This window comes from Curtobacterium sp. PhB170 (assembly GCF_003752345.1).
In the GTDB taxonomy this organism is placed as follows: Bacteria; Actinomycetota; Actinomycetes; order Actinomycetales; family Microbacteriaceae; genus Curtobacterium.
The window spans coordinates 537029-557908 of the sequence record NZ_RJUM01000010.1; the positions used below are offsets into that span (position 1 = coordinate 537029).

Here is a 20880-nt window from a genome sequence, read left to right on the forward strand (position 1 = left end):
ACCAAGTAAAGTACAGACACACACCGCGCATCAACGGTCGCGAGCCCATCCAGGGCCGGCCGGGGATGACGCTTCCGAGTCCTGAGGAGGACCCACAGTGGCCAAGGCCAAGTTCGAGCGCACCAAGCCGCACGTCAACATCGGAACCATCGGTCACGTCGACCACGGCAAGACCACGCTCACGGCGGCGATCACCAAGGTTCTGCACGACCAGTACCCGGACCTCAACGAGGCCCGTGACTTCGCGCAGATCGACAACGCTCCCGAGGAGCGGCAGCGCGGCATCACGATCAACATCTCGCACGTCGAGTACCAGACCGAGAAGCGTCACTACGCGCACGTCGACGCCCCCGGTCACGCCGACTACGTGAAGAACATGATCACGGGTGCGGCGCAGATGGACGGCGCGATCCTCGTGGTCGCCGCCACCGACGGCCCGATGCCCCAGACGCGTGAGCACGTGCTGCTCGCCCGCCAGGTCGGCGTCCCCTACATCGTCGTCGCGCTGAACAAGTCCGACATGGTGGACGACGAGGAGATCCTGGAGCTCGTCGAGCTCGAGGTCCGCGAGCTCCTCGGCTCGCAGCAGTTCGACGAGGACGCCCCCGTCGTGCAGGTCTCGGCGCTCAAGGCGCTCGAGGGCGACGAGAAGTGGGTCAAGTCGGTCCAGGAGCTCATGGCCCAGGTCGACGAGCACGTGCCGGACCCGGTGCGCGCCACCGACCAGCCCTTCCTGATGCCGATCGAGGACGTCTTCACGATCACCGGTCGTGGAACGGTCGTCACCGGTCGTGTCGAGCGTGGAACGCTCAACCTGAACGCCGAGGTCGAGATCGTCGGCATCCGCGCGACGCAGAAGACCACGGTCACGGGCATCGAGATGTTCCGCAAGCTGCTCGACCAGGCGGTCGCCGGTGACAACACCGGTCTGCTCATCCGTGGCCTCAAGCGCGAGGACGTGGAGCGCGGCCAGGTCGTCGTGAAGCCGGGTTCGGTCACGCCGCACACCGAGTTCCAGGCGAACTCCTACATCCTGACCAAGGAAGAGGGCGGGCGTCACAACCCGTTCTACGCGAACTACCGTCCGCAGTTCTACTTCCGCACCACGGACGTCACCGGCGTCATCACGCTGCCCGAGGGCACCGAGATGGTCATGCCCGGTGACACCGTCGCCATGACCGTCGAGCTGATCCAGCCGATCGCCATGGAAGAGGGCCTCCGTTTCGCCATCCGTGAGGGTGGTCGTACGGTCGGCGCCGGTACGGTCGAGAAGATCCTCAAGTAACTCCGGTTACCTGCTTCAGCGGGGTCGAGCCTTCGGGCTCGGCCCCGCTGTGTCGTTGCACCGGTCGACATGGCAGCGCTCGGAGCCACTGTCGGCCGTTCACGGCCCTGGCGGGCGGCGGACGGGAGGCCCGGGGTACGCCCGCCACGACGGCGTCCGTCCGCCCCGTACGGCGTCCCAGGCACCGGGGAGTTGGCTCGGCCGGGTGACTCGTCTGCGCCGTTCCACGACCTCCGGTCGTGGCTACCACCGTGTCCGGAGCGGCCGCGGCTTCTCGTACCGCGACCCCGACGGTGCGACCGTCACCGATGCTGCAGTGCGTCAGCGGCTCGAGGACCTCGTTATCCCGCCGGCGTGGGACGACGTCTGGATCTCGCCGTACGAGAACGGGCACGTCCTCGCGACCGGCATCGACGGAGCCGGACGCCGCCAGTACATGTACCACCCGTCGTGGCGCGAACGGATGGACCGGATCAAGTACGACCGGGCGCTCGCCCTCGCGGAGTCGCTGCCGGTCGCACGGCGCGGGGTCACGCAGGACCTCCGACGACCGGAACCCGATCGCCGCCGAGCGCTGGCCGCAGCGTTCCGGATGCTCGACCAGGGATCGCTGCGGGTCGGTTCGGAGCGGTACGCCAGCGAGCACGGCAGCCGCGGACTGTCGACCCTGCTGTGCGCGCACGCCCACGTCTCCGGTGACGACATCGAGCTCGACTTCCCCGGCAAGAGCGGGCAGGAGTGGTCGTCGTCGATCCACGACGCGGACCTCGCGACCGTGATCGCCGGCATGAAGCGCCGCGGGCCGAACGCTCGACTGCTGTCGTTCCGCGAACGCCGTGGTGACGAGTGGGAGCCGCTGTCCGCCGAGGACATCAACGCCTACGTCAAGGAGCGTGCGGGTGACGACTTCACGGCGAAGGACTTCCGCACCCTGCACGGCACGGTGGCCGCCGCCGTCGACCTGGCGCAGACCGGTCCGCTGTCCTCGCAGGCGAAGCGGAAGCGTGCGGTGTCCCATGCCGTCAAGGCCGCGAGCGACGAGCTCGGCAACACCCCGACGGTGTGCCGGCAGAGCTACATCGACCCGCGGCTGCTCGATGCCTACGAGCACGGCGAGACCATCGATCCGGCCCGGATCCACGCCGCCGAGTCCGAGGTCCGGGCACTGCTCTACCGACAATGACCCCGGGAGCGTCCGGATGACGTAGCGTTGGTCGACGTGCCGGACCACCCCACACGGCACGGAAGGACCCACAACAGTCGTGACTGACGAGTGCATCCACGGTTTCCCCACCGAGCTCTGCGACATCTGCGCGCCCCGGCAGCGTGAGGAGTCGGCGATCCCAGCCGCTCCGGCGCCACGGCGGACCCGCATCACCACCAACCTGCGCGTCGACCCGCCGGCCTCCGGCCCCGGGACGTCGCTGCGTTCACCGACGTCGCTCCGGTCGTCGTCGGCCGACCTGCCCGAGGCTCGTGTGTTCGCGTCGCTGCGTGCGCACCACGTGACCCACATCGACAACCTCGACGGCATCGTCGGGTCCGGCGCCATCCTGGCGGCCGACCAGGCGGAGCCCGCCGTCGACGTCAGCAGCCCCGAGACCCGAGCCGCACGCGCCGAGGCCGAGGCGCCCGACGGCAGCACCATCGCGAGCCACGTGCCGTTCACCCTGTCGCCGGATGCCGTCCGGTGGGACGAACTCCGCACCGGCGCAGTCGGGGAGCGGTGGTCCGACGCTGCCCGACGCACGCGCGCGGTGGACTACGTCGTGCTCGTCGTCCCGGTCTCGGCGTTCGGTGACTCGGTGGTCGTCGCCGACCAGGACGCCGACGCCGACGACGTCCGGTTCGCCGTCGGCCCCGACGCCGGGACGAACCTGATCCGCCGCACCGACTTCTCCGACCCCGAGATGCTCGGACTCGAGCTCCTCGCGGGGCCGAGCGTGCCGTTCTCGTCCGTCGCGGTGATCGGTGTCCCGAACGACAAGGCCCGTCAGACGGTCCGTGCGGTGCTCGCCGACCACGGCGGCCACGCGCCGCGCGTGGCGGTCTTCCCGCCGTGGTTCGTCCCCCCGGTGACGGCCGAGTAACCGTCTCCACGAGCGCCCTCCGGACCATGTCCGGAGGGCGCTCCGCGTTGCGGCGGCGACTCGTGCCTCCAGGCCGTCCGATCCGCGTGGATCCGGGGAAGCGAGCCGGTGTCGACACGCCCGGCACATCGCGACACGCCCGGGTTGCACGTGGGCTCGGGACATGCGAGACTTGTCCGGTTCCGAATTCCCCGCGGGTGCGAGTCCGCAGGATCACTGCTCTGGCAGTGCACAACCCCCCTGTTCAGCAGGGCTGGGTTGGGCCGCAGGCAGCAGAACACGACTCCCCGAGGTCATGACGGACGCGACACTGTTGCGCCCGGAGTGCGAGGAAGTCGATTGCCCACGCTGGACGGCCAAGGTCGCCCGCGCGGTTGACAGGTGAACAGCGGTCATCCCCAGCGGATGCGGCCGGTTGGTTCAGGAAAACAGCACGGTCTGCAGCAATGCGGAGCCGAGCGGCGTCAGGCGGCCTGCGGGTGCGCGGCGCAGAGAGAGGACAAGAGACACATGGCGGGACAGAAGATCCGCATCCGGCTCAAGTCGTATGACCACGAGGTCATCGACACGTCGGCCCGGAAGATCGTCGACACGGTGACCCGTGCCGGTGCAACCGTGGTCGGCCCGGTGCCACTCCCCACCGAGAAGAACGTGATCGCAGTGATCCGTTCCCCTCACAAGTACAAGGACTCGCGCGAGCACTTCGAGAAGCGCACGCACAAGCGGGTCATCGACATCGTCGACCCGACGCCGAAGGCCGTTGACTCGCTCATGCGACTCGACCTGCCGGCAGACGTCAACATCGAGATCAAGCTGTAAGGGGGCTGACCAATGGCGAACTCAACCAAGACCGTCAAGGGCCTCCTCGGCAAGAAGCTCGGGATGACCCAGGTGTGGGACGAGAACAACAAGTTCATCCCCGTCACCGTGATCGAGGTCGGCCCGAACGTGGTCACCCAGATCCGCAACGCTGAGCGCGACGGCTACGAGGCGATCCAGATCGCCGCCGGTGCCATCGACCCGCGCAAGGTCAACAAGCCGGCCGCTGGCCACTTCGAGGCCGCTGGCGTGACCCCGCGTCGCACCCTCACCGAGATCCGGACCAACGATTCCGCTGAGTACACGCTCGGCCAGGAGCTCACCGTGGACGGCACGTTCACGGCGGGCCAGAAGGTCGACGTCGTCGGTACCTCCAAGGGCAAGGGCTTCGCCGGTGTCATGAAGCGCCACGGCTTCCACGGCGTCGGCGCCTCGCACGGTGCACACCGCAACCACCGCAAGCCCGGCTCGATCGGTGCTTCCTCGACCCCGTCGCGTGTCTTCAAGGGCATGCGCATGGCCGGTCGTATGGGTGGCGACCGCGTGACCGTCCTCAACCTCACGGTGCACGCCGTCGACGCCGAGAAGGGTCTGCTGCTCGTCAAGGGCGCCGTCCCCGGTGCTCGTGGCCGCTCCGTCTTCGTCCGCACCGCCGTGAAGGGTAAGTGATCATGGCCACCACGACCGCAACCACGATCGACGTCCTCGACGCATCGGGTGTCAAGTCCGGCACCGTCGAGCTGCCCGCAGCTCTCTTCGACGTCGAGACCAACGTCCCGCTGATCCACCAGGTCGTCACCGCGCAGCTCGCAGCCGCGCGTCAGGGCACCCACAAGACCAAGAACCGCGGCGAAGTCCGCGGTGCCGGTCGCAAGCCGTTCAAGCAGAAGGGCACCGGCCGCGCCCGTCAGGGTTCCGTCCGTGCTCCCGAGCACACCGGTGGTGGCGTCGTCCACGGACCGACCCCCCGCGACTACTCGCAGCGCACCCCCAAGAAGATGATCGCCGCAGCGCTGCTCGGCTCGCTCTCGGACCGCGCCCGCGGTGGCCGCATCTCGGCTGTCGACGGCTTCGTCGAGGCCGATGTGCCGTCGACCAAGGTCGCTCGCACGCTCCTCGAGAAGGTCGCGCCCGTCAAGCACGTGCTGATCGTGCTCGAGTCGAACGACGAGCTGACGCTCAAGTCGATCCGCAACCTGCCGAACGTCCACGCGCTCTCGTACGGCCAGCTGAACGCCTACGACGTCCTCAAGTCGGACGCCGTCGTCTTCAGCAAGAGCGCCCTCGACGCCTTCATCGCGTCGAAGACCGCGAAGGAGATCACCGCATGAGCGGCTTCAACAAGGACCCGCGCGACGTCATCATCTCGCCGGTCGTCTCGGAGAAGAGCTACGCGCTCATCGACCAGGGCAAGTACACGTTCATCGTGGACCCCCGTTCGAACAAGACCGAGATCAAGCTCGCCATCGAGAAGATCTTCGAAGTCAAGGTCGCGAGCATCAACACGCTGAACCGCCCGGGCAAGACCCGTCGCACCAAGTTCGGTCTCGGCAAGCGCAAGGACACCAAGCGCGCCATCGTGACGCTCAAGTCCGGTTCGATCGACATCTTCACGGCTGTCGGCTGAGGACCAGAGGGATAAATCATGGCTATTCGTAACTACAAGCCGACGACCCCCGGTCGTCGCGGCTCGTCGGTCGCCGACTTCGCTGAGATCACCCGTTCGACTCCGGAGAAGTCCCTGCTTCGTCCGCTGCCGAAGACCGGTGGTCGCAACAGCTCCGGCCGCATCACCACGCGTCACATTGGTGGTGGCCACAAGCGCCAGTACCGCGTGATCGACTTCCGTCGCTCCGACAAGGACGGCGTGGACGCCAAGGTCGCTCACATCGAGTACGACCCCAACCGCACTGCGCGCATCGCGCTCCTGCACTACGTGGACGGCACGAAGCGGTACATCATCGCGCCGAACAAGCTCAAGCAGGGCGACGTCATCGAGCAGGGCCCCGGCGCCGACATCAAGCCCGGTAACAACCTGCCGCTGCGCAACATCCCCGTGGGTACCGTCGTGCACGCCATCGAGCTCCGCCCCGGTGGCGGCGCGAAGATGGCCCGCTCGGCTGGCGCCTCGGTGCGTCTCGTCGCCAAGGACGGCCCCTACGCGCAGCTCCGTCTGCCGTCGGGCGAGGTCCGCAACGTCGACGCACGCTGCCGCGCCACGATCGGCGAGGTCGGCAACGCCGAGCAGTCGAACATCAACTGGGGCAAGGCCGGCCGCATGCGCTGGAAGGGCGTCCGCCCGACCGTGCGTGGTGTCGCGATGAACCCGGTCGACCACCCCCACGGTGGTGGCGAGGGCAAGACCTCCGGTGGTCGTCACCCGGTCAGCCCCTGGGGCCAGGCCGAGGGTCGCACGCGCAAGCCGAACAAGCCGAGCGACAAGCTCATCGTCCGTCGCCGTAACGCCGGCAAGAAGCGCAAGTAGGAGTTCAGAAGATGCCACGCAGTCTGAAGAAGGGCCCCTTCGTCGACGAGCACCTGCTCCGCAAGGTCGTCACGCAGAACGAGGCCAACACCAAGAACGTGATCCGTACCTGGTCGCGACGGTCGATGATCGTCCCGAACATGCTCGGTCACACCATCGCGGTGCACGACGGCCGCAAGCACATCCCGGTGTTCGTCACCGAGTCGATGGTCGGTCACAAGCTCGGCGAGTTCGCGCCGACCCGCACCTTCCGTGGTCACGTGAAGGACGACAAGAAGGGCCGTCGCCGCTAACGCGGGGACGCAGAGGAGGAACGAAATGGTGGAGTCGATCGCACGCGTGCGACACATCCGCGTCACGCCTCAGAAGGCCCGTCGCGTCATCGAGCTGATCCGCGGCAAGCAGGCCCACGAGGCGCTCGCCATCCTGAAGTTCGCCCCGCAGGGCGCTTCGGAGCCCGTGTACAAGCTGGTCGCCTCGGCGATCGCGAACGCCCGGGTGAAGGCTGACTCGACGAACAGCTTCCTCGACGAGCGCGACCTCTACGTGAGCCGTGTCTTCGTCGACGAGGGAACGACCCTGAAGCGGTTCCAGCCGCGCGCCCAGGGCCGGGCCTTCCGCATCAACAAGCGCACCAGCCACATCACGGTCGTCCTCGCGACGCCGGAAGAGGCCGAGGCTGCCGCGACGAGCAAGAAGGCGAGCAACTAATGGGCCAGAAGGTCAACCCGTACGGCTTCCGTCTCGGGATCACGACGGACCACGTCTCGCACTGGTTCACCGACAGCAAGAAGGCCGGTCAGCGCTACGCCGACTACGTGGCCGAGGACATCAAGGTGCGCGAGTACCTGAAGAAGACCCTCGACCGCGCCGGTGTTGCTCGCATCGAGCTCGAGCGCACCCGTGACCGTGTCCGCGTGGACATCCACACGGCGCGTCCGGGCATCGTCATCGGCCGCCGCGGCGCCGAGGCGGAGCGCGTTCGCGGTGAGCTCGAGAAGCTCACCAAGAAGCAGATCCAGCTGAACATCCTCGAGGTCAAGAACCCCGAGACCGAGGCCCAGCTCGTCGCGCAGGGCATCGCCGAGCAGCTCTCCGCTCGTGTCGCGTTCCGTCGCGCCATGCGCAAGGGCCTGCAGGGTGCACAGCGCGCCGGCGCCAAGGGTGTCCGCATCCAGGTGTCGGGCCGTCTCGGCGGCGCCGAGATGTCCCGTTCGGAGTTCTACCGCGAAGGCCGTGTGCCGCTGCACACCCTCCGCGCGAACATCGACTACGGCTTCTACGAGGCCCGGACCACGTTCGGCCGCATCGGCGTGAAGGTCTGGATCTACAAGGGCGACATCACGAACAAGGAGCTCGCTCGCGAGCAGGCGAACCAGCGTTCGTCGCGCCCCGAGCGTCGTGGCGGCCCGCGCGGCGAGCGTGGTGACCGTGGCGGCGACCGTCGTGGCGGCGACCGCGGTGACCGCCGCCCGCAGCAGGCCCCGCAGGACGCGCCGGCCGGCGCAGGAGTTGAGGCGTAACCATGCTTATTCCCCGTCGAGTCAAGCACCGTAAGCAGCACCACCCGAAGCGTTCGGGTCAGGCAACCGGTGGTACCAAGGTCAGCTTCGGCGACTACGGCATCCAGGCCCTCACCCCGGCGTACGTGACCAACCGTCAGATCGAGTCCGCTCGTATCGCCATGACGCGTCACATCAAGCGTGGCGGCAAGGTCTGGATCAACATCTACCCGGACCGTCCGCTCACGAAGAAGCCGGCTGAGACCCGCATGGGTTCCGGTAAGGGCTCGCCCGAGTGGTGGGTCGCCAACGTCAAGCCGGGTCGTGTGCTCTTCGAGCTCTCCGGCGTCACCGAGGACATCGCCCGTGAGGCGCTGACCCGTGCAATCCACAAGCTGCCCCTCAAGGCACGCATCATCAAGCGCGAGGAGGGCGACGCATAATGGCGATCGGTTCCAAGGAGCTCCGTCCGACGGAGCTCGACACGTTCGAGAACGAGCGTCTCGCTGACGAGCTGAAGAAGGCCAAGGAGGAACTCTTCAACCTCCGCTTCCAGTCGGCCACCGGCCAGCTGGAGAGCCACGGTCGTCTCCGTGCCGTCAAGCGCGACATCGCTCGCATCTACACCGTCCTCCGCGAGCGCGAGCTCGGCATCCGTGCCACTCCCGCGCCCGTCGAGACCGCCACCAAGGCCAAGAAGACGACGAAGAAGGCTGACAAGCCGGCTGAGTCGACCGAGGCCGAGACCGCCGAGGAGAAGTAATGGCGAACGAAGAGAAGACCTCCGCCGCCCTCACTCGCGGCTACCGCAAGACGCGTCGCGGCTACGTGACCAGCGACAAGATGGACAAGACCATCGTGGTCGAGGTCGAGGACCGCGTGAAGCACGCGCTCTACGGCAAGATCATCCGTCGCACGTCCAAGGTGAAGGCCCACGACGAGCTCGGCACCGCTGGTGTCGGCGACCTCGTCGTGATCAGCGAGACCCGTCCCCTCAGCGCTTCCAAGCGCTGGCGCCTGGTCGAGATCCTCGAGAAGGCCAAGTAGGCCTCGGCCTGCTTCGGAATAGGAGACAGCAGTGATTCAGCAGGAATCCCGCCTGAAGATCGCCGACAACACGGGTGCCAAGGAGATCTTGACCATCCGCGTGCTCGGTGGTTCGGGTCGTCGCTACGCCGGTCTCGGTGACGTCATCGTCGCCACGGTGAAGGACGCCATCCCCGGCGGCAACGTGAAGAAGGGTGACGTCGTCAAGGCGGTCATCGTTCGCACCAAGAAGGAGACCCGTCGTCAGGACGGCTCCTACATCAAGTTCGACGAGAACGCGGCAGTGATCCTCAAGGCCGACGGCGACCCGCGCGGTACGCGCATCTTCGGTCCGGTCGGTCGCGAGCTCCGTGACAAGAAGTTCATGAAGATCATCTCGCTCGCGCCGGAGGTGCTGTAAGCCATGGCGAACATCAAGAAGGGTGACCTCGTCCAGGTCATCACGGGCGCGACGCAGGAGCGTGGCGGCGACCGTGGCAAGCAGGGCAAGGTCATCGAGGTCCTCAAGGACAAGCAGCGCGTCGTCGTCGAGGGCGTGAACTTCGTCACGAAGCACGTCCGCGTCGGCCAGACCCAGCGCGGCTCGAAGACGGGTGGCATCGAGAAGCACGAAGCCTCGATCCACGTGTCCAACGTCGCCCTCGTCGACCCGAAGACGAAGAAGCCGACCCGCGTCGGCTTCCGTACCGAAGAGGTGGAGAAGGGCGGGGTCAAGAAGACCGTCCGTGTCCGCTACGCCAAGAAGTCAGGTGAAACGCTCTGATGACTGACACGACTGCAACGACTGAGGCCCCCAAGGCCCAGCCGCGCCTCAAGCAGAAGTACAAGGACGAGATCAAGGCCACGCTCACCGAGCAGTTCGGCTACGCGAACGTCAACCAGGTCCCCGGCCTGGTCAAGGTCGTCGTGAACACCGGTGTCGGCGAGGCCGCTCGCGACTCGAAGATCATCGAAGGGGCCATCAAGGACCTCACGGCGATCACGGGTCAGAAGCCCCAGGTCAACATCGCCCGCAAGTCCATCGCGCAGTTCAAGCTGCGCGAGGGTCAGGCGATCGGTGCGCACGTCACCCTCCGTGGTGACCGCGCCTGGGAGTTCCTCGACCGCCTGATCTCCCTCGCACTGCCCCGCATCCGCGACTTCCGCGGTCTCAGCGACAAGCAGTTCGACGGGAACGGCAACTACACGTTCGGTCTCTCGGAGCAGTCCGTGTTCCACGAGATCGACCAGGACCGCATCGACCGTGTCCGCGGCTTCGACATCACTGTCGTCACCACCGCGAAGACGGACGACGAGGGACGCGCGCTGCTCCGTCAGCTCGGCTTCCCGTTCCGCTCCAACGAGCAGACGGTCTAAACTACTTCGGGCGGTGCGGGCCGGAGGATTCACGTCCTCCGGCCCGCACGCACGAACACACCGATCCTGGGGAACCGCCCCGGGATCACTCGATCGCTCAGGTCGGCATTCGTGGAACGGGTGTCGAAACCAGGCGAGAAATGGACGAACATCATGACGATGACCGATCCGGTCGCAGACATGCTGACCAGATTGCGGAACGCGAACTCCGCGCACCACGACGCCGTCGCGCTCCCGAGCTCCAAGCTCAAGAAGAACATCGCCGACATCCTCAAGCGTGAGGGCTACATCAGCGAGTGGAAGGTGGAGGACGCCCGAGTCGGGCAGACCCTCACCATCGACCTGAAGTACGGCCCCGAGCGCGAGCGTTCGATCGCCGGCATCAAGCGCGTGTCGAAGCCGGGCCTCCGGGTCTACGCGAAGTCGACGGAGATCCCCCAGGTCCTCGGTGGCCTCGGCGTGGCGATCCTCTCGACCTCGTCCGGCCTGCTGACCGACCGCGAAGCCGAGCAGAAGGGCGTGGGTGGGGAAGTCCTCGCCTACGTGTGGTGATCGACAATGTCACGAATCGGACGTCTTCCCATCGACATCCCCGCCGGCGTGACCGTCTCCGTTGACGGTCAGAGCGTGGCGGTCAAGGGCCCGAAGGGCGAGCTCGCGCTCGTCATCGCGGAGCCCATCCAGGCCAAGGTCGAGGAGAACCAGGTTCTCGTCACCCGTCCGGACGACGAGCGCGAGTCGCGTTCGCTCCACGGCCTGACCCGTACCCTCATCGCCAACAACATCATCGGCGTGACCCAGGGCTACACCAAGGGCCTCGAGGTCGTCGGCACCGGTTACCGCGTGCAGGCGAAGGGCTCGAACCTCGAGTTCGCGCTCGGGTACTCCCACTCGATCACGGTCGAGCCGCCCGCGGGCATCAGCTTCGCGGTCGAGGGCAACAACAAGGTCACGGTCGCCGGCATCGACAAGCAGGCAGTCGGCGAAGTGGCGGCGAACATCCGGAAGCTCCGGAAGCCCGAGCCGTACAAGGGCAAGGGTGTCCGTTACGCCGGCGAGAACGTGCGCCGCAAGGCCGGAAAGTCAGGTAAGTGATCATGGGACTCCTCAAGACACGAGGCAAGAGCAAGGCGGCCGCCAAGGCGCGTCGTCACAACCGTCTCCGCAAGAAGATCACCGGCACCGAGGCTCGTCCCCGTCTCGCCGTCACCCGCTCGTCGCGTCACGTGTTCGTGCAGGTCATCGACGACGCGAAGGGTCACACCCTCGCAAGCGCCTCGACGATGGAGGCAGACCTCCGCTCGTTCGACGGCGACAAGACCGCCAAGGCCCGTCGCGTCGGTGAGCTCCTCGCCGAGCGCGCGAAGTCGGCTGGCGTCGAGGCCGTGGTCTTCGACCGCGGTGGCAGCAAGTACGCCGGTCGCGTCGCCGCGATCGCCGATGGTGCCCGTGAAGGAGGGCTGAACCTGTGAGCGACAACGCGAACACCAACGAAGACGCCAAGACCGAGGCCGTCGAGGCCACGGACGCCGTCGAGACCACCGAGGCGAGCACGGAGGCCACCGAGGCCACCGCTGAGGGCACCGAGGCAACTGCTGAGGGCACCGAGGCAGCCGCTGAGGGCACCGACACCGCCGCGAAGGGCAAGGAGGCGGAGGCACCTGCCGTCGCCGAGCGTCCCGTCGAGACCGCTGCCGGTTCCGCATCGAACAACCGCGACTCCGCTGACAACCGTGGCCGTCGTGGTGGCGGTCGTGACCGTCAGCAGGGCCGCGACCGCAACAACCGCGGTGGCGACAGCCAGTTCCTCGAGCGCGTGGTGACCATCAACCGCGTGTCGAAGGTCGTCAAGGGTGGTCGTCGCTTCAGCTTCACGGCGCTCGTCGTCGTCGGTGACGGCAACGGCCTCGTGGGCGTCGGCTACGGCAAGGCCAAGGAGGTCCCCACGGCGATCTCCAAGGGTGTCGAAGAGGCGAAGAAGAACTTCTTCCGCGTCCCCCGCGTCGGCAACACCATCCCGCACCCCGTGCAGGGTGAAGCCGCTGCTGGCGTCGTCCTCCTGCGTCCGGCCGGCCCGGGTACCGGTGTCATCGCCGGTGGTCCCGTCCGCGCCGTGCTCGAGTGCGCGGGCATCCACGACGTCCTGAGCAAGTCGCTCGGTTCGTCGAACACCATCAACATCGTGCACGCGACCGTCGAGGCTCTGAAGCAGCTCGAGGAGCCCCGCGCCGTCGCGAGCCGTCGTGGCCTCGACGTCGAGCGGGTCGTCCCGGCTCGTCTGCTCCAGGCCGAGGCTGCAGCACTGCGTGCCGCGACCGAGAAGGCAGGTGCGTGATGGCGACGCTGAAGATCACGCAGATCAAGTCCGTTATCAGCGAGAAGCAGTACCAGCGCGACACGCTCCGCAGCCTGGGTCTCAAGCGCATCGGCCGTACGGTCGAGCGTGAGGACAACGCCCAGAACCGCGGGTACATCGCAACGGTGGCGCACCTCGTGAAGGTCGAGGAGGTCGACGCATGAGCGACGAGAAGAACGAGCGCGTGCAGGTGCTGAAGCTGCACCACCTCCGCCCCGCAGAGGGCGCCAAGAAGGACCGCACCCGTGTGGGTCGCGGTGAGGGCTCGAAGGGCAAGACCGCTGGGCGTGGTACCAAGGGCACGAAGGCCCGTTACCAGGTCCGGGTCGGCTTCGAGGGTGGGCAGATGCCGCTGCACATGCGCACCCCGAAGCTCCGCGGGTTCAAGAACCCGTTCCGGGTCGAGTACCAGGTCGTGAACCTGGACAAGATCTCGGAGCTCTACCCCGATGGTGGCGACGTCACCGTGGCGGGCCTGGTCGCCAAGGGCGCCGTCCGCAAGAACGAGAAGGTCAAGGTTCTCGGTCAGGGTGACATCACCGTGAAGATCACGGTCACGGTCGACAAGGTCTCGGCGTCCGCCGCCGAGAAGATCGTGGCTGCTGGCGGCACCGTCTCCCAGTAACCCCCGTCGGCGGCCCGTGCGTTTGCGCACGGGCCGCCGTTACGGTTTCCTTGACAGTGGCCGGCATCCGCCAGCCTGGTCGGCCCTGCCGACCGACACCGGAACGGCCGCGATCGACGGCCCCGGTCCCAGAAGTTCGGAGTCCTCGTGTTCAGAGCGGTCGCGCGCATCATGCGCACCCCTGATCTTCGCAAGAAGATCGGCTTCACCCTCGCGATCATCGCGCTGTTCCGCCTCGGGTCGTACATCCCGGCACCGTTCGTCGACTACGCGGCCGTGCAGAGCTGTCTCGCCAGCGCCTCGTCGTCCGGCGGTCTCTACGACCTGATCAACCTGTTCTCCGGCGGCGCGCTGCTGAAGCTCTCGGTCTTCGCGCTCGGCATCATGCCGTACATCACGTCGTCGATCATCGTGCAGCTCCTGCGCGTGGTCATCCCGCACTTCGACTCCCTCTACAAGGAGGGCCAGTCCGGTCAGGCGAAGCTGACGCAGTACACGCGCTACCTCACGATCGCGCTGGGCGTGCTGCAGTCCACCACCCTGATCACGGTCGCCCGCTCAGGTGCCCTCTTCGGAACGAACGCGTCGTCCTCCTGCTCGTCGATCATCTCGAACGACAGCTGGTACGCGATCATGCTGATGGTCGTCACCCTGACCGCCGGTACCGGCCTCATCATGTGGATGGGCGAGCTCGTCACCGAGCGCGGCATCGGCAACGGCATGTCGCTCCTCATCTTCACGTCGATCGCGGCGCAGTTCCCGTCGGCGCTCTGGGCCATCGAGCAGTCGCAGTCGTTCGAGCTCTTCCTGTTCGTCATCCTGGTCGGACTGGTCATCATGATGGCCGTCGTGTTCGTCGAGCAGTCACAGCGGCGGATCCCGGTGCAGTACGCCAAGCGCATGGTCGGCCGGCGCACGTACGGCGGCAACAACACGTACATCCCGATCAAGGTGAACATGGCCGGCGTCGTGCCCGTCATCTTCGCGTCGTCGCTGCTCTACCTGCCGGCCCTGGTCGCGCAGTTCAACAAGCCCTCGGACGGCTCCGAGCCCGCAGCGTGGGTCACCTGGATCGAGAACAACCTCGTCTCCGGCGACAACCTGTTCTACATGGTGCTGTACTTCCTGCTCATCGTCGGGTTCACGTACTTCTACGTGGCGATCACCTTCAACCCCGAAGAGGTCGCCGACAACATGAAGAAGTACGGCGGGTTCATCCCCGGCATCCGTGCCGGTCGTCCGACCGCCGAGTACCTCGACTACGTCCTCACCCGGGTGACGCTGCCCGGCTCGCTCTACCTCGGTTTCATCGCGCTCATCCCGCTGGCAGCACTGGCGCTGTTCGGCGCGAACCAGAACTTCCCGTTCGGTGGCGCGAGCATCCTGATCATCGTGGGTGTCGGTCTCGAGACCGTGAAGCAGATCGACTCGCAGCTGCAGCAGCGTCACTACGAAGGGCTTCTCCGTTGAGCGCACGTCTCATCATCGTCGGACCCCCCGGAGCGGGGAAGGGCACCCAGGCCGGACGGATCGCCGAGTCCTTCGGGATCCCGGCCGTCTCGACGGGCGACATCTTCCGCAAGAACGTCGCAGAGGGCACGCCGCTCGGTGTGCAGGCCAAGGCGATCATGGACGCCGGCGACTACGTGCCGGACTCCCTGACGAACGAGCTCGTGAAGTCCCGCCTGAACGAGGCGGACGCTGCCGAGGGGTTCCTGCTCGACGGGTACCCGCGCACGGTCGGACAGGTCGAGTACCTCGACGCGCTGCTCGCTGAGCAGGGCACCGGCATCGACGCGGTCGTGCAGCTCGTCGCCGACCAGGACGAGCTCGTCGGCCGGCTGCTCAAGCGCGCCGAGCAGCAGGGCCGCAGCGACGACAACGAGGAGACGATCCGTCGTCGCCAGCAGGTCTACACCGAGCAGACCGCTCCGATCGTCGGTGCCTACGGCGAACGCGGCCTCGTGCTCGACGTCGACGGCCTCGGCGCGATCGACGAGGTCGGCGACCGCATCCAGGCCGCGCTGTCGGCTCGCGGGCTGACCGCGGGCGTCTGACCCGGCGTGGTCCGTTTCCGCAAGCCCTCGATCTACAAGACGCCGGACGAGCTCCGCTCCATGGTGCGCCCCGGGTTGCTGACCGCTGAGGCGCTCGACGCAGTGCGTGCGGCGATCCGTCCCGGCATCACGACGGGTGAGCTCGACGCGATCGCCGAGCGGACGATCCGCGACGGCGGCGGGATCCCGAACTTCCAGCTCGTGCCGGGCTACCGGCACACGCTGTGCGTGTCCGTGAACGACGAGATCGTGCACGGCATCCCCGGTGACCGCGTGCTCGCTCCCGGTGACATCGTGTCGGTGGACGCCGGTGCCGAGGTCGACGGCTGGAACGGCGACAGCGCGTTCACCACGGTCGTCCCCGGTGGTGACGCCGAGGTGTCCGCAGCGCGCCAGACCCTCTGCGACACCACGGAGCGATCGCTCTGGCACGGCATCGCGGCGCTCGCCCACGCGAAGAACCTGCACGAGGTCGGTTCCGCGGTCGAGGACGCCATCGACGAGACCGGTGCCTGGGGCATCGTCGAGGACTACACGGGGCACGGCATCGGTCGCTCCATGCACGAGGACCCGCCGGTCTTCAACTACCGCGTCCGCGGTGCCGGTCCGGCGGTGAAGCCCGGCCTGGTGGTGGCCATCGAGCCGATGGTCACCGCGGGCACGATCGACAGCTCGACGGACGACGACGACTGGACCGTCCGCACGATGGACGGCAAGGACGCCGCGCACTGGGAGCACAGCGTCGCGGTGCACGCCGACGGCGTGTGGGTCCTGACGGCCGCCGACGGCGGCGCTGCGGGCCTGGCCCCGCTGGGCGTGACGCCCGTCCCGATCCCGTAGGACGGGCCTCCAGTCCGACACGCCACTGCCGGCCGTGCACCCCGACCGGGAGGCTCGGCGCGGCTCCGTCGCGCAGCGCGCGCCTGGCGGTCCCACGTCCACGGCCGCGCGAGACGCCGTCGTCGTGCGGAGACGCCGGCAAGACGCCGAGACGCCGTCGGATTCGGCGGCGTCTCGTGCGTTCGGGGGTGTCGTGCCAGGACGACGGCGTCTCGCGACGCGGTCAGTTGCCGACGGAGCAGGTCTGCTCGGAGGCGCTCTGTCCGGTGATCGACGAGGGCAGCGGGGTCGACGTCGCCGTACTCGTGGCGGACGAGCTCGCCGAGGACGAGGTGCCCGATGGTGCCCCGCTCGACGCCGACGACGACGTGTCGGACGGCGTGGTGCCGGTCGACGGTGCCGTCGTCGCGGCGCCCCCGGCGGTCGGCGACTCCTCTGACGCGCGCCCGGTGCTCGAGTCGCTCAGCGAGGACTTCACGTCGTTCTGCAGCGCCACGTTGAGCGTGTGGGCGGTCTCCTGGTCGACGATCACCCGCGCGCTGTCGTCGGGGTCGTCGGCGACGGGGTACTGCACGAAGAGCATGTTGGCGGTGCTCATGCCGCGCAGTGCGGAAGCGAGGCCGACGAGGGTGCGGGTCTGGGCCAGGCCGTCGGACAGCGTCATGTTCGACAGGGCTGCGCCGGCGAGCTTGTAGAGCGTGATGGGGTTCGACAGGGTGCCGTCGGAGGTGACCTTGCGGAGCAGCGCCGACAGGAACACCTGCTGCGAGCTGATCCGGGCCAGATCGCTGCCGTCGCCGACGCCGTGGCGGGTGCGCAGGAACGCGAGGGCGTCGGAGCCCTCGAGGTTGTGCGAGCCGGCGGTGAGGTGCAGGCCGGTGAAGGTGTCATCGATGGGCTCCGCGACGCAGACGTCGACGCCGCCCAGGGCGTTCGACATCTCGATCACGCCGTCGAAGGTGATGAGACCGGCGTAGGGGATGCTGAGGCCGGTGAGGTTCTCGACGGTGTCGACGACGCACGAGACGCCGCCGTTGCCGAGTGCCGTGTTGAACATCGCCGAGGTCGACGCGGGGTACGTCGTGCCGGTCGCGGGGTTCGTGCACGCGGGGATCGGGACCATCAGGTCGCGGGGGAAGCTGACCGCGGTGAGCTGCTGGTGGTCCTGCGAGACGTGGATGAGCATCGTGACGTCGTTGCGGGCGCCCTCGACGTCCTCGTCGGAGTCGAACTGGCCGACGCGGGTGTCGCTGCCGATGAGCAGGATGTTCGCGCCGCCCTTGATGGCCGTGATGTCGGCGGTCTTCGCGGTGCTCTGGTCGTCGGTGCTGAGCTGCACGGTCTGCGGCGCGGTCGCCAGCTGGGCGCCGGCGATGGCGGCGACGCTCGTCCCGCTCACGAGCACGACGGCCAGCGCCGAGGCCACGACGGTCACCAGCGTGGTCCAGCCGCGACGGCGGGCCTGCTTGCCGTGTGCGGCGAAGGGGCGTCGTCTGGCGTCGGGCACGTGGTCTCCGTTCGGTGGTCCGCGCGGGGTACTGGGCGGCGGACGTGGCTGCGGAGCAACGCTACGGTCCGGGCGGGGGCGTCGGCCCTGAGCGCGCCGTCAAACCACTGTGGAACACTCAGGCACGCCCCCGGAAGCCCCAGGTGAGGGGGCGTGCCGAGCGCGCACTTGGCAATTGCGGGTTTACCACATAGGATCGATCTTTGGTGTGTCATGCCCTCTCGGGTGTGGCGACCGACCCGCAGACCGGTTCGGGGATCACACCTGTTCCACAACCAAGCGACAGTGAGGCTATGGCCAAGAAAGACGGCGTCATCGAGATCGAAGGCTCGGTGCTCGAAGCTCTGCCCAACGCGATGTTCCGCGTTGAGCTGACGAACGGACACAAGGTCCTCGCGCACATCTCCGGGAAGATGCGCCAGCACTACATCCGCATCCTCCCCGAGGACCGCGTGATCGTGGAGCTGAGCCCGTACGACCTGACCCGCGGCCGGATCGTCTACCGCTACAAGTGATCCGCGAGCTGGAAAGGAACGGCTCGGCAATCCTGCCGCGCACGAAGCCAGCGAGCACGAGGAAAGAACAATGAAGGTCAACCCCAGCGTCAAGCCCATGTGCGAGCACTGCCGAGTGATCCGCCGCAAGGGCCGCGTCATGGTGATCTGCAAGAGCAACCCGCGTCACAAGCAGCGCCAGGGCTAGTCCCGGGCGCGTGACCGGCGCCGACGCTGTCCCTCGGACAGCAGGCTGCTCGAGCACGACCCACAACTGAAGATCGACAACGCAGTACCAGAACCCGGTCGCACGACGACCGGGGGACACCTCGGGTCGGAGGCCCGGGCACCGGTACTGCTCCACACCTCCATCGACAACAGGAGCAGCCATCACATGGCACGTCTAGCAGGCGTCGACATCCCGCGCGAGAAGCGCGTGGAGATCGCACTCACGTACATCTACGGCGTCGGCCGTACCCGCGCGGTCCAGGCACTCGCCGAGACCGGTATCTCCGGTGACATCCGCGTCAAGGACCTGACCGACGACCAGCTCGTCGCCCTCCGTGACTTCATCGAGGGCAACTTCAAGGTGGAGGGTGACCTCCGCCGCGAGGTGGCAGCCGACATCCGTCGCAAGGTCGAGATCGGTAGCTACGAGGGTCTTCGCCACCGTCGTGGTCTCCCGGTGCGCGGTCAGCGCACCAAGACCAACGCGCGTACCCGCAAGGGACCGAAGCGCACCGTGGCAGGCAAGAAGAAGGCTCGATAGGAGACCCCGATGGCTACCCCCAAGACTGCCGCGCGCAAGCCGCGCCGCAAGGAGAAGAAGAACGTCGCAGTGGGCCAGGCCCACATCAAGAGCACGTTCAACAACACGATCGTCAGCATCACCGACCCGTCGGGTGCCGTCCTCAGCTGGGCGTCCTCGGGTGCCGTGGGCTTCAAGGGTTCGCGCAAGTCGACGCCGTTCGCGGCGCAGCTCGCCGCCGAGTCCGCTGCGCGTCAGGCGCAGGAGCACGGCGTCAAGAAGGTCGACGTCTTCGTGAAGGGTCCGGGTTCGGGCCGCGAGACCGCGATCCGTTCGCTCCAGGCCGCTGGCCTCGAGGTCGGTTCGATCAACGACGTCACTCCGCAGGCGCACAACGGTTGCCGCCCGCCGAAGCGTCGTCGCGTCTGACGCGAGGAGCAACCGGCCGCGCCCTGCTCGTCCCCTGACGGGGTCGGGCAGGGCCCGCGGCCATTCCTGGTCGTTCGATCGCGCACATCGGTGCGCGTGATCACAACTCAACAGACCCGTCGGGGCCCACGCGGCCCCGTCGTACCGCCAAGTGTCATATAGCGGACACTTCGCCGAAAGGAATCCCACAGTGCTCATTGCACAGCGCCCCACCCTGACCGAGGAGTCGATCTCCGAGCACCGCTCGCGCTTCGTCATCGAGCCGCTCGAGCCGGGCTTCGGTTACACCCTCGGCAACTCGCTGCGCCGCACGCTCCTCTCCTCGATCCCCGGCGCGGCTGTCACCAGCATCCGCATCGACGGTGTCCTCCACGAATTCAGCACCGTTCCCGGTGTGAAGGAAGACGTCACCGAGATCATCCTCAACATCAAGAGCCTCGTCGTCTCCAGCGAGCACGACGAGCCGATCACCGCGTACCTGCGCAAGCAGGGTGCCGGTCAGGTCACCGCAGCGGACATCTCCGCTCCGGCCGGCGTCGAGATCCACAACCCGGACCTCGTCATCGCGACCCTGAACGACACCGCGCGGTTCGAGCTCGAGCTCACGATCGAGCGCGGCCGCGGCTACGTCTCGGCCACGCAGAACCGTTCCGAGTTCTCCGAGGCTGGTCAGATCCCGATCGACTCGATCTACTCGCCGGTCCTCAAGGTCACCTACCGCGTCGAGGCGACGCGTGCCGGTGAGCGCACGGACTTCGACCGCCTGGTCGTCGACGTCGAGTCGAAGCCGGCGATCACGCCGCGCGACGCCATCGCGTCGGCCGGTCGCACGCTGGTCGAGCTGTTCGGGCTCGCTCGCGAGCTCAACACGGCCGCAGAGGGCATCGAGATCGGCCCCGCGCCGGTCGACGCTGTCCTGTCGAACGAGCTGCAGACCCCGATCGAGGACCTCGACCTGTCGGTCCGCAGCTACAACTGCCTGAAGCGCGAGGGCATCAACACGGTGTCCGAGCTCGTCGCCCTGTCGGAGACGCAGCTCATGAACATCCGCAACTTCGGTCAGAAGTCGGTGGACGAGGTCAAGGACAAGCTCACCGAGCTCGGCCTGTCCCTCAAGGACACCGTCCCCGGATTCGACGGCGCCCACTTCTACAGCGGGTACGACGAGGACGAGTCCAACAACTGATCTCGCGCTCACGCGCAAGCGCGCTGACACCGCGCGCACCACTTTCACCACTGG

32 protein-coding genes are annotated in these 20880 nt (G+C 67.4%); 31 read left to right on the forward strand and 1 reads right to left on the reverse strand.

Translation table 11 applies throughout. The features are described from left to right. The first annotated feature begins 97 nt into the window (after positions 1-97). The 26 genes from tuf (at position 98) to map (ending at position 16462) form a co-directional block, all read left to right on the forward strand. On the forward strand, positions 98-1285 hold the full coding sequence (tuf, locus tag EDF40_RS10475; protein WP_123293136.1) for an elongation factor Tu: 1188 nt from the start codon (positions 98-100) through the stop codon (positions 1283-1285). 205 nt (positions 1286-1490) lie between these two features. Then, positions 1491-2468, forward strand: coding sequence for a DNA topoisomerase IB (locus EDF40_RS10480; RefSeq protein ID WP_123293138.1), 978 nt, complete (start codon positions 1491-1493; stop codon positions 2466-2468). 79 nt (positions 2469-2547) lie between these two features. Continuing rightward, positions 2548-3375 (forward strand): DarT ssDNA thymidine ADP-ribosyltransferase family protein, encoded by an 828-nt coding sequence (locus EDF40_RS10485; RefSeq protein ID WP_123293140.1) that lies wholly within the window; start codon positions 2548-2550, stop codon positions 3373-3375. A gap of 510 nt (positions 3376-3885) precedes the next feature. Further along, entirely contained in the window at positions 3886-4194 is a 309-nt protein-coding gene (gene rpsJ, locus EDF40_RS10490; RefSeq protein WP_017885534.1) for a 30S ribosomal protein S10, read from the forward strand. A gap of 12 nt (positions 4195-4206) precedes the next feature. Continuing rightward, positions 4207-4863 carry a 50S ribosomal protein L3 gene (gene rplC, locus EDF40_RS10495; RefSeq protein WP_027466731.1) on the forward strand — a complete coding sequence of 219 codons (657 nt, stop codon included), beginning with the start codon at positions 4207-4209 and terminating at the stop codon, positions 4861-4863. 2 nt (positions 4864-4865) lie between these two features. After that, entirely contained in the window at positions 4866-5525 is a 660-nt protein-coding gene (gene rplD / locus EDF40_RS10500) for a 50S ribosomal protein L4 (RefSeq protein WP_111083469.1), read from the forward strand. Beyond that, positions 5522-5821, forward strand: coding sequence for a 50S ribosomal protein L23 (gene rplW / locus EDF40_RS10505; RefSeq protein ID WP_111083468.1), 300 nt, complete (start codon positions 5522-5524; stop codon positions 5819-5821). The genes rplD and rplW overlap by 4 nt, the downstream gene beginning before the upstream one ends. 18 nt (positions 5822-5839) lie before the next feature. Then, positions 5840-6679 (forward strand): 50S ribosomal protein L2, encoded by an 840-nt coding sequence (gene rplB, locus EDF40_RS10510; RefSeq protein ID WP_111083467.1) that lies wholly within the window; start codon positions 5840-5842, stop codon positions 6677-6679. 11 nt (positions 6680-6690) lie between these two features. Further along, complete coding sequence (gene rpsS, locus EDF40_RS10515; protein WP_017885529.1) at positions 6691-6972, forward strand: 30S ribosomal protein S19; 282 nt, start codon at positions 6691-6693, stop codon at positions 6970-6972. 25 nt (positions 6973-6997) lie between these two features. Beyond that, positions 6998-7390, forward strand: a complete 393-nt coding sequence (gene rplV / locus EDF40_RS10520) for a 50S ribosomal protein L22 (protein ID WP_111083466.1) — start codon at positions 6998-7000, stop codon at positions 7388-7390. Further along, entirely contained in the window at positions 7390-8202 is an 813-nt protein-coding gene (rpsC, locus tag EDF40_RS10525) for a 30S ribosomal protein S3 (RefSeq protein WP_017885527.1), read from the forward strand. The genes rplV and rpsC overlap by 1 nt, the downstream gene beginning before the upstream one ends. A gap of 2 nt (positions 8203-8204) precedes the next feature. Then, positions 8205-8624, forward strand: coding sequence for a 50S ribosomal protein L16 (gene rplP / locus EDF40_RS10530; protein ID WP_111083465.1), 420 nt, complete (start codon positions 8205-8207; stop codon positions 8622-8624). Then, the gene (gene rpmC / locus EDF40_RS10535) at positions 8624-8944 is read left to right on the forward strand and encodes a 50S ribosomal protein L29 (protein WP_111083464.1); all 321 of its coding nucleotides are present in this window, start codon (positions 8624-8626) and stop codon (positions 8942-8944) included. Before rplP ends, rpmC begins: the two co-directional genes overlap by 1 nt. Next, positions 8944-9228 (forward strand): 30S ribosomal protein S17, encoded by a 285-nt coding sequence (gene rpsQ / locus EDF40_RS10540; RefSeq protein WP_111083463.1) that lies wholly within the window; start codon positions 8944-8946, stop codon positions 9226-9228. The genes rpmC and rpsQ overlap by 1 nt, the downstream gene beginning before the upstream one ends. A 31-nt stretch (positions 9229-9259) precedes the next feature. After that, positions 9260-9628 carry a 50S ribosomal protein L14 gene (rplN, locus tag EDF40_RS10545; protein ID WP_111083462.1) on the forward strand — a complete coding sequence of 123 codons (369 nt, stop codon included), beginning with the start codon at positions 9260-9262 and terminating at the stop codon, positions 9626-9628. A 3-nt stretch (positions 9629-9631) separates the two neighbouring features. Beyond that, positions 9632-9991, forward strand: coding sequence for a 50S ribosomal protein L24 (gene rplX, locus EDF40_RS10550; RefSeq protein ID WP_111083461.1), 360 nt, complete (start codon positions 9632-9634; stop codon positions 9989-9991). Then, positions 9991-10584, forward strand: a complete 594-nt coding sequence (gene rplE / locus EDF40_RS10555; RefSeq protein WP_111083460.1) for a 50S ribosomal protein L5 — start codon at positions 9991-9993, stop codon at positions 10582-10584. The genes rplX and rplE overlap by 1 nt, the downstream gene beginning before the upstream one ends. Before the next feature lie 153 nt (positions 10585-10737). Next, a complete protein-coding gene (gene rpsH, locus EDF40_RS10560) occupies positions 10738-11136 on the forward strand; it encodes a 30S ribosomal protein S8 (RefSeq protein ID WP_017885519.1) in 399 nt (132 codons plus the stop codon). Positions 11137-11142: 6 nt separating this feature from the next. Then, positions 11143-11679, forward strand: a complete 537-nt coding sequence (gene rplF, locus EDF40_RS10565) for a 50S ribosomal protein L6 (protein WP_111083459.1) — start codon at positions 11143-11145, stop codon at positions 11677-11679. 2 nt (positions 11680-11681) lie between these two features. After that, positions 11682-12056 carry a 50S ribosomal protein L18 gene (gene rplR, locus EDF40_RS10570; protein WP_031259041.1) on the forward strand — a complete coding sequence of 125 codons (375 nt, stop codon included), beginning with the start codon at positions 11682-11684 and terminating at the stop codon, positions 12054-12056. After that, positions 12053-12919: a 30S ribosomal protein S5 gene (rpsE, locus tag EDF40_RS10575; protein WP_123339469.1), complete on the forward strand. Its 867-nt coding sequence runs from the start codon at positions 12053-12055 to the stop codon at positions 12917-12919. Before rplR ends, rpsE begins: the two co-directional genes overlap by 4 nt. Beyond that, positions 12919-13104, forward strand: coding sequence for a 50S ribosomal protein L30 (gene rpmD / locus EDF40_RS10580; protein WP_173168934.1), 186 nt, complete (start codon positions 12919-12921; stop codon positions 13102-13104). The genes rpsE and rpmD overlap by 1 nt, the downstream gene beginning before the upstream one ends. Continuing rightward, positions 13101-13565, forward strand: a complete 465-nt coding sequence (gene rplO, locus EDF40_RS10585) for a 50S ribosomal protein L15 (protein ID WP_027466723.1) — start codon at positions 13101-13103, stop codon at positions 13563-13565. Before rpmD ends, rplO begins: the two co-directional genes overlap by 4 nt. 147 nt (positions 13566-13712) lie before the next feature. After that, positions 13713-15035: a preprotein translocase subunit SecY gene (gene secY, locus EDF40_RS10590; protein WP_111083457.1), complete on the forward strand. Its 1323-nt coding sequence runs from the start codon at positions 13713-13715 to the stop codon at positions 15033-15035. After that, positions 15032-15622, forward strand: a complete 591-nt coding sequence (locus tag EDF40_RS10595; protein ID WP_123339470.1) for an adenylate kinase — start codon at positions 15032-15034, stop codon at positions 15620-15622. Before secY ends, EDF40_RS10595 begins: the two co-directional genes overlap by 4 nt. Before the next feature lie 60 nt (positions 15623-15682). Further along, the gene (gene map / locus EDF40_RS10600) at positions 15683-16462 is read left to right on the forward strand and encodes a type I methionyl aminopeptidase (RefSeq protein ID WP_243692395.1); all 780 of its coding nucleotides are present in this window, start codon (positions 15683-15685) and stop codon (positions 16460-16462) included. 223 nt (positions 16463-16685) lie between these two features. Here map and EDF40_RS10605 read toward each other — a convergent pair whose 3' ends face one another. Then, a complete protein-coding gene (locus tag EDF40_RS10605; protein ID WP_123339472.1) occupies positions 16686-17969 on the reverse strand; it encodes an LCP family protein in 1284 nt (427 codons plus the stop codon). A 293-nt stretch (positions 17970-18262) separates the two neighbouring features. Between EDF40_RS10605 and infA the strand changes: the two genes are divergently transcribed. The 5 genes from infA to EDF40_RS10630 all read left to right on the forward strand — a co-directional run bounded on the left by infA (position 18263) and on the right by EDF40_RS10630 (position 20826). Next, positions 18263-18484: a translation initiation factor IF-1 gene (infA, locus tag EDF40_RS10610; RefSeq protein WP_017885509.1), complete on the forward strand. Its 222-nt coding sequence runs from the start codon at positions 18263-18265 to the stop codon at positions 18482-18484. Positions 18485-18554: 70 nt separating this feature from the next. Continuing rightward, positions 18555-18671 (forward strand): 50S ribosomal protein L36, encoded by a 117-nt coding sequence (gene rpmJ, locus EDF40_RS10615; RefSeq protein ID WP_071276701.1) that lies wholly within the window; start codon positions 18555-18557, stop codon positions 18669-18671. Between the two features lie 186 nt (positions 18672-18857). Further along, positions 18858-19232 (forward strand): 30S ribosomal protein S13, encoded by a 375-nt coding sequence (rpsM, locus tag EDF40_RS10620; RefSeq protein WP_058728274.1) that lies wholly within the window; start codon positions 18858-18860, stop codon positions 19230-19232. A 9-nt stretch (positions 19233-19241) separates the two neighbouring features. Beyond that, positions 19242-19640 carry a 30S ribosomal protein S11 gene (rpsK, locus tag EDF40_RS10625; protein WP_017885507.1) on the forward strand — a complete coding sequence of 133 codons (399 nt, stop codon included), beginning with the start codon at positions 19242-19244 and terminating at the stop codon, positions 19638-19640. 190 nt (positions 19641-19830) lie between these two features. Next, positions 19831-20826: a DNA-directed RNA polymerase subunit alpha gene (locus EDF40_RS10630; RefSeq protein WP_066656999.1), complete on the forward strand. Its 996-nt coding sequence runs from the start codon at positions 19831-19833 to the stop codon at positions 20824-20826. The last annotated feature ends 54 nt before the right edge of the window (positions 20827-20880 follow it).

Bases quoted from the DNA above. Each gene is read 5' to 3' on its own strand.
- rpsH (WP_017885519.1), top strand. From the start codon at position 10,738: ATGACGATGACCGATCCGGTCGCAGACATGCTGACCAGATTGCGGAAC.
- rplF (WP_111083459.1), top strand. From the start codon at position 11,143: ATGTCACGAATCGGACGTCTTCCCATCGACATCCCCGCCGGCGTGACC.
- infA (WP_017885509.1), top strand. From the start codon at position 18,263: ATGGCCAAGAAAGACGGCGTCATCGAGATCGAAGGCTCGGTGCTCGAA.
- rplD (WP_111083469.1), top strand. From the start codon at position 4,866: ATGGCCACCACGACCGCAACCACGATCGACGTCCTCGACGCATCGGGT.
- rplB (WP_111083467.1), top strand. From the start codon at position 5,840: ATGGCTATTCGTAACTACAAGCCGACGACCCCCGGTCGTCGCGGCTCG.
- rpmD (WP_173168934.1), top strand. From the start codon at position 12,919: ATGGCGACGCTGAAGATCACGCAGATCAAGTCCGTTATCAGCGAGAAG.
- rplO (WP_027466723.1), top strand. From the start codon at position 13,101: ATGAGCGACGAGAAGAACGAGCGCGTGCAGGTGCTGAAGCTGCACCAC.
- rplP (WP_111083465.1), top strand. From the start codon at position 8,205: ATGCTTATTCCCCGTCGAGTCAAGCACCGTAAGCAGCACCACCCGAAG.
- rpmJ (WP_071276701.1), top strand. From the start codon at position 18,555: ATGAAGGTCAACCCCAGCGTCAAGCCCATGTGCGAGCACTGCCGAGTG.
- rpsS (WP_017885529.1), top strand. From the start codon at position 6,691: ATGCCACGCAGTCTGAAGAAGGGCCCCTTCGTCGACGAGCACCTGCTC.
- rplV (WP_111083466.1), top strand. From the start codon at position 6,998: ATGGTGGAGTCGATCGCACGCGTGCGACACATCCGCGTCACGCCTCAG.
- rplC (WP_027466731.1), top strand. From the start codon at position 4,207: ATGGCGAACTCAACCAAGACCGTCAAGGGCCTCCTCGGCAAGAAGCTC.
- rpsC (WP_017885527.1), top strand. From the start codon at position 7,390: ATGGGCCAGAAGGTCAACCCGTACGGCTTCCGTCTCGGGATCACGACG.
- rplX (WP_111083461.1), top strand. From the start codon at position 9,632: ATGGCGAACATCAAGAAGGGTGACCTCGTCCAGGTCATCACGGGCGCG.
- rplW (WP_111083468.1), top strand. From the start codon at position 5,522: ATGAGCGGCTTCAACAAGGACCCGCGCGACGTCATCATCTCGCCGGTC.
- rpmC (WP_111083464.1), top strand. From the start codon at position 8,624: ATGGCGATCGGTTCCAAGGAGCTCCGTCCGACGGAGCTCGACACGTTC.
- rpsQ (WP_111083463.1), top strand. From the start codon at position 8,944: ATGGCGAACGAAGAGAAGACCTCCGCCGCCCTCACTCGCGGCTACCGC.
- rpsM (WP_058728274.1), top strand. From the start codon at position 18,858: ATGGCACGTCTAGCAGGCGTCGACATCCCGCGCGAGAAGCGCGTGGAG.
- rplR (WP_031259041.1), top strand. From the start codon at position 11,682: ATGGGACTCCTCAAGACACGAGGCAAGAGCAAGGCGGCCGCCAAGGCG.
- rplE (WP_111083460.1), top strand. From the start codon at position 9,991: ATGACTGACACGACTGCAACGACTGAGGCCCCCAAGGCCCAGCCGCGC.
- rpsJ (WP_017885534.1), top strand. From the start codon at position 3,886: ATGGCGGGACAGAAGATCCGCATCCGGCTCAAGTCGTATGACCACGAG.
- rpsK (WP_017885507.1), top strand. From the start codon at position 19,242: ATGGCTACCCCCAAGACTGCCGCGCGCAAGCCGCGCCGCAAGGAGAAG.
- map (WP_243692395.1), top strand. From the start codon at position 15,683: ATGGTGCGCCCCGGGTTGCTGACCGCTGAGGCGCTCGACGCAGTGCGT.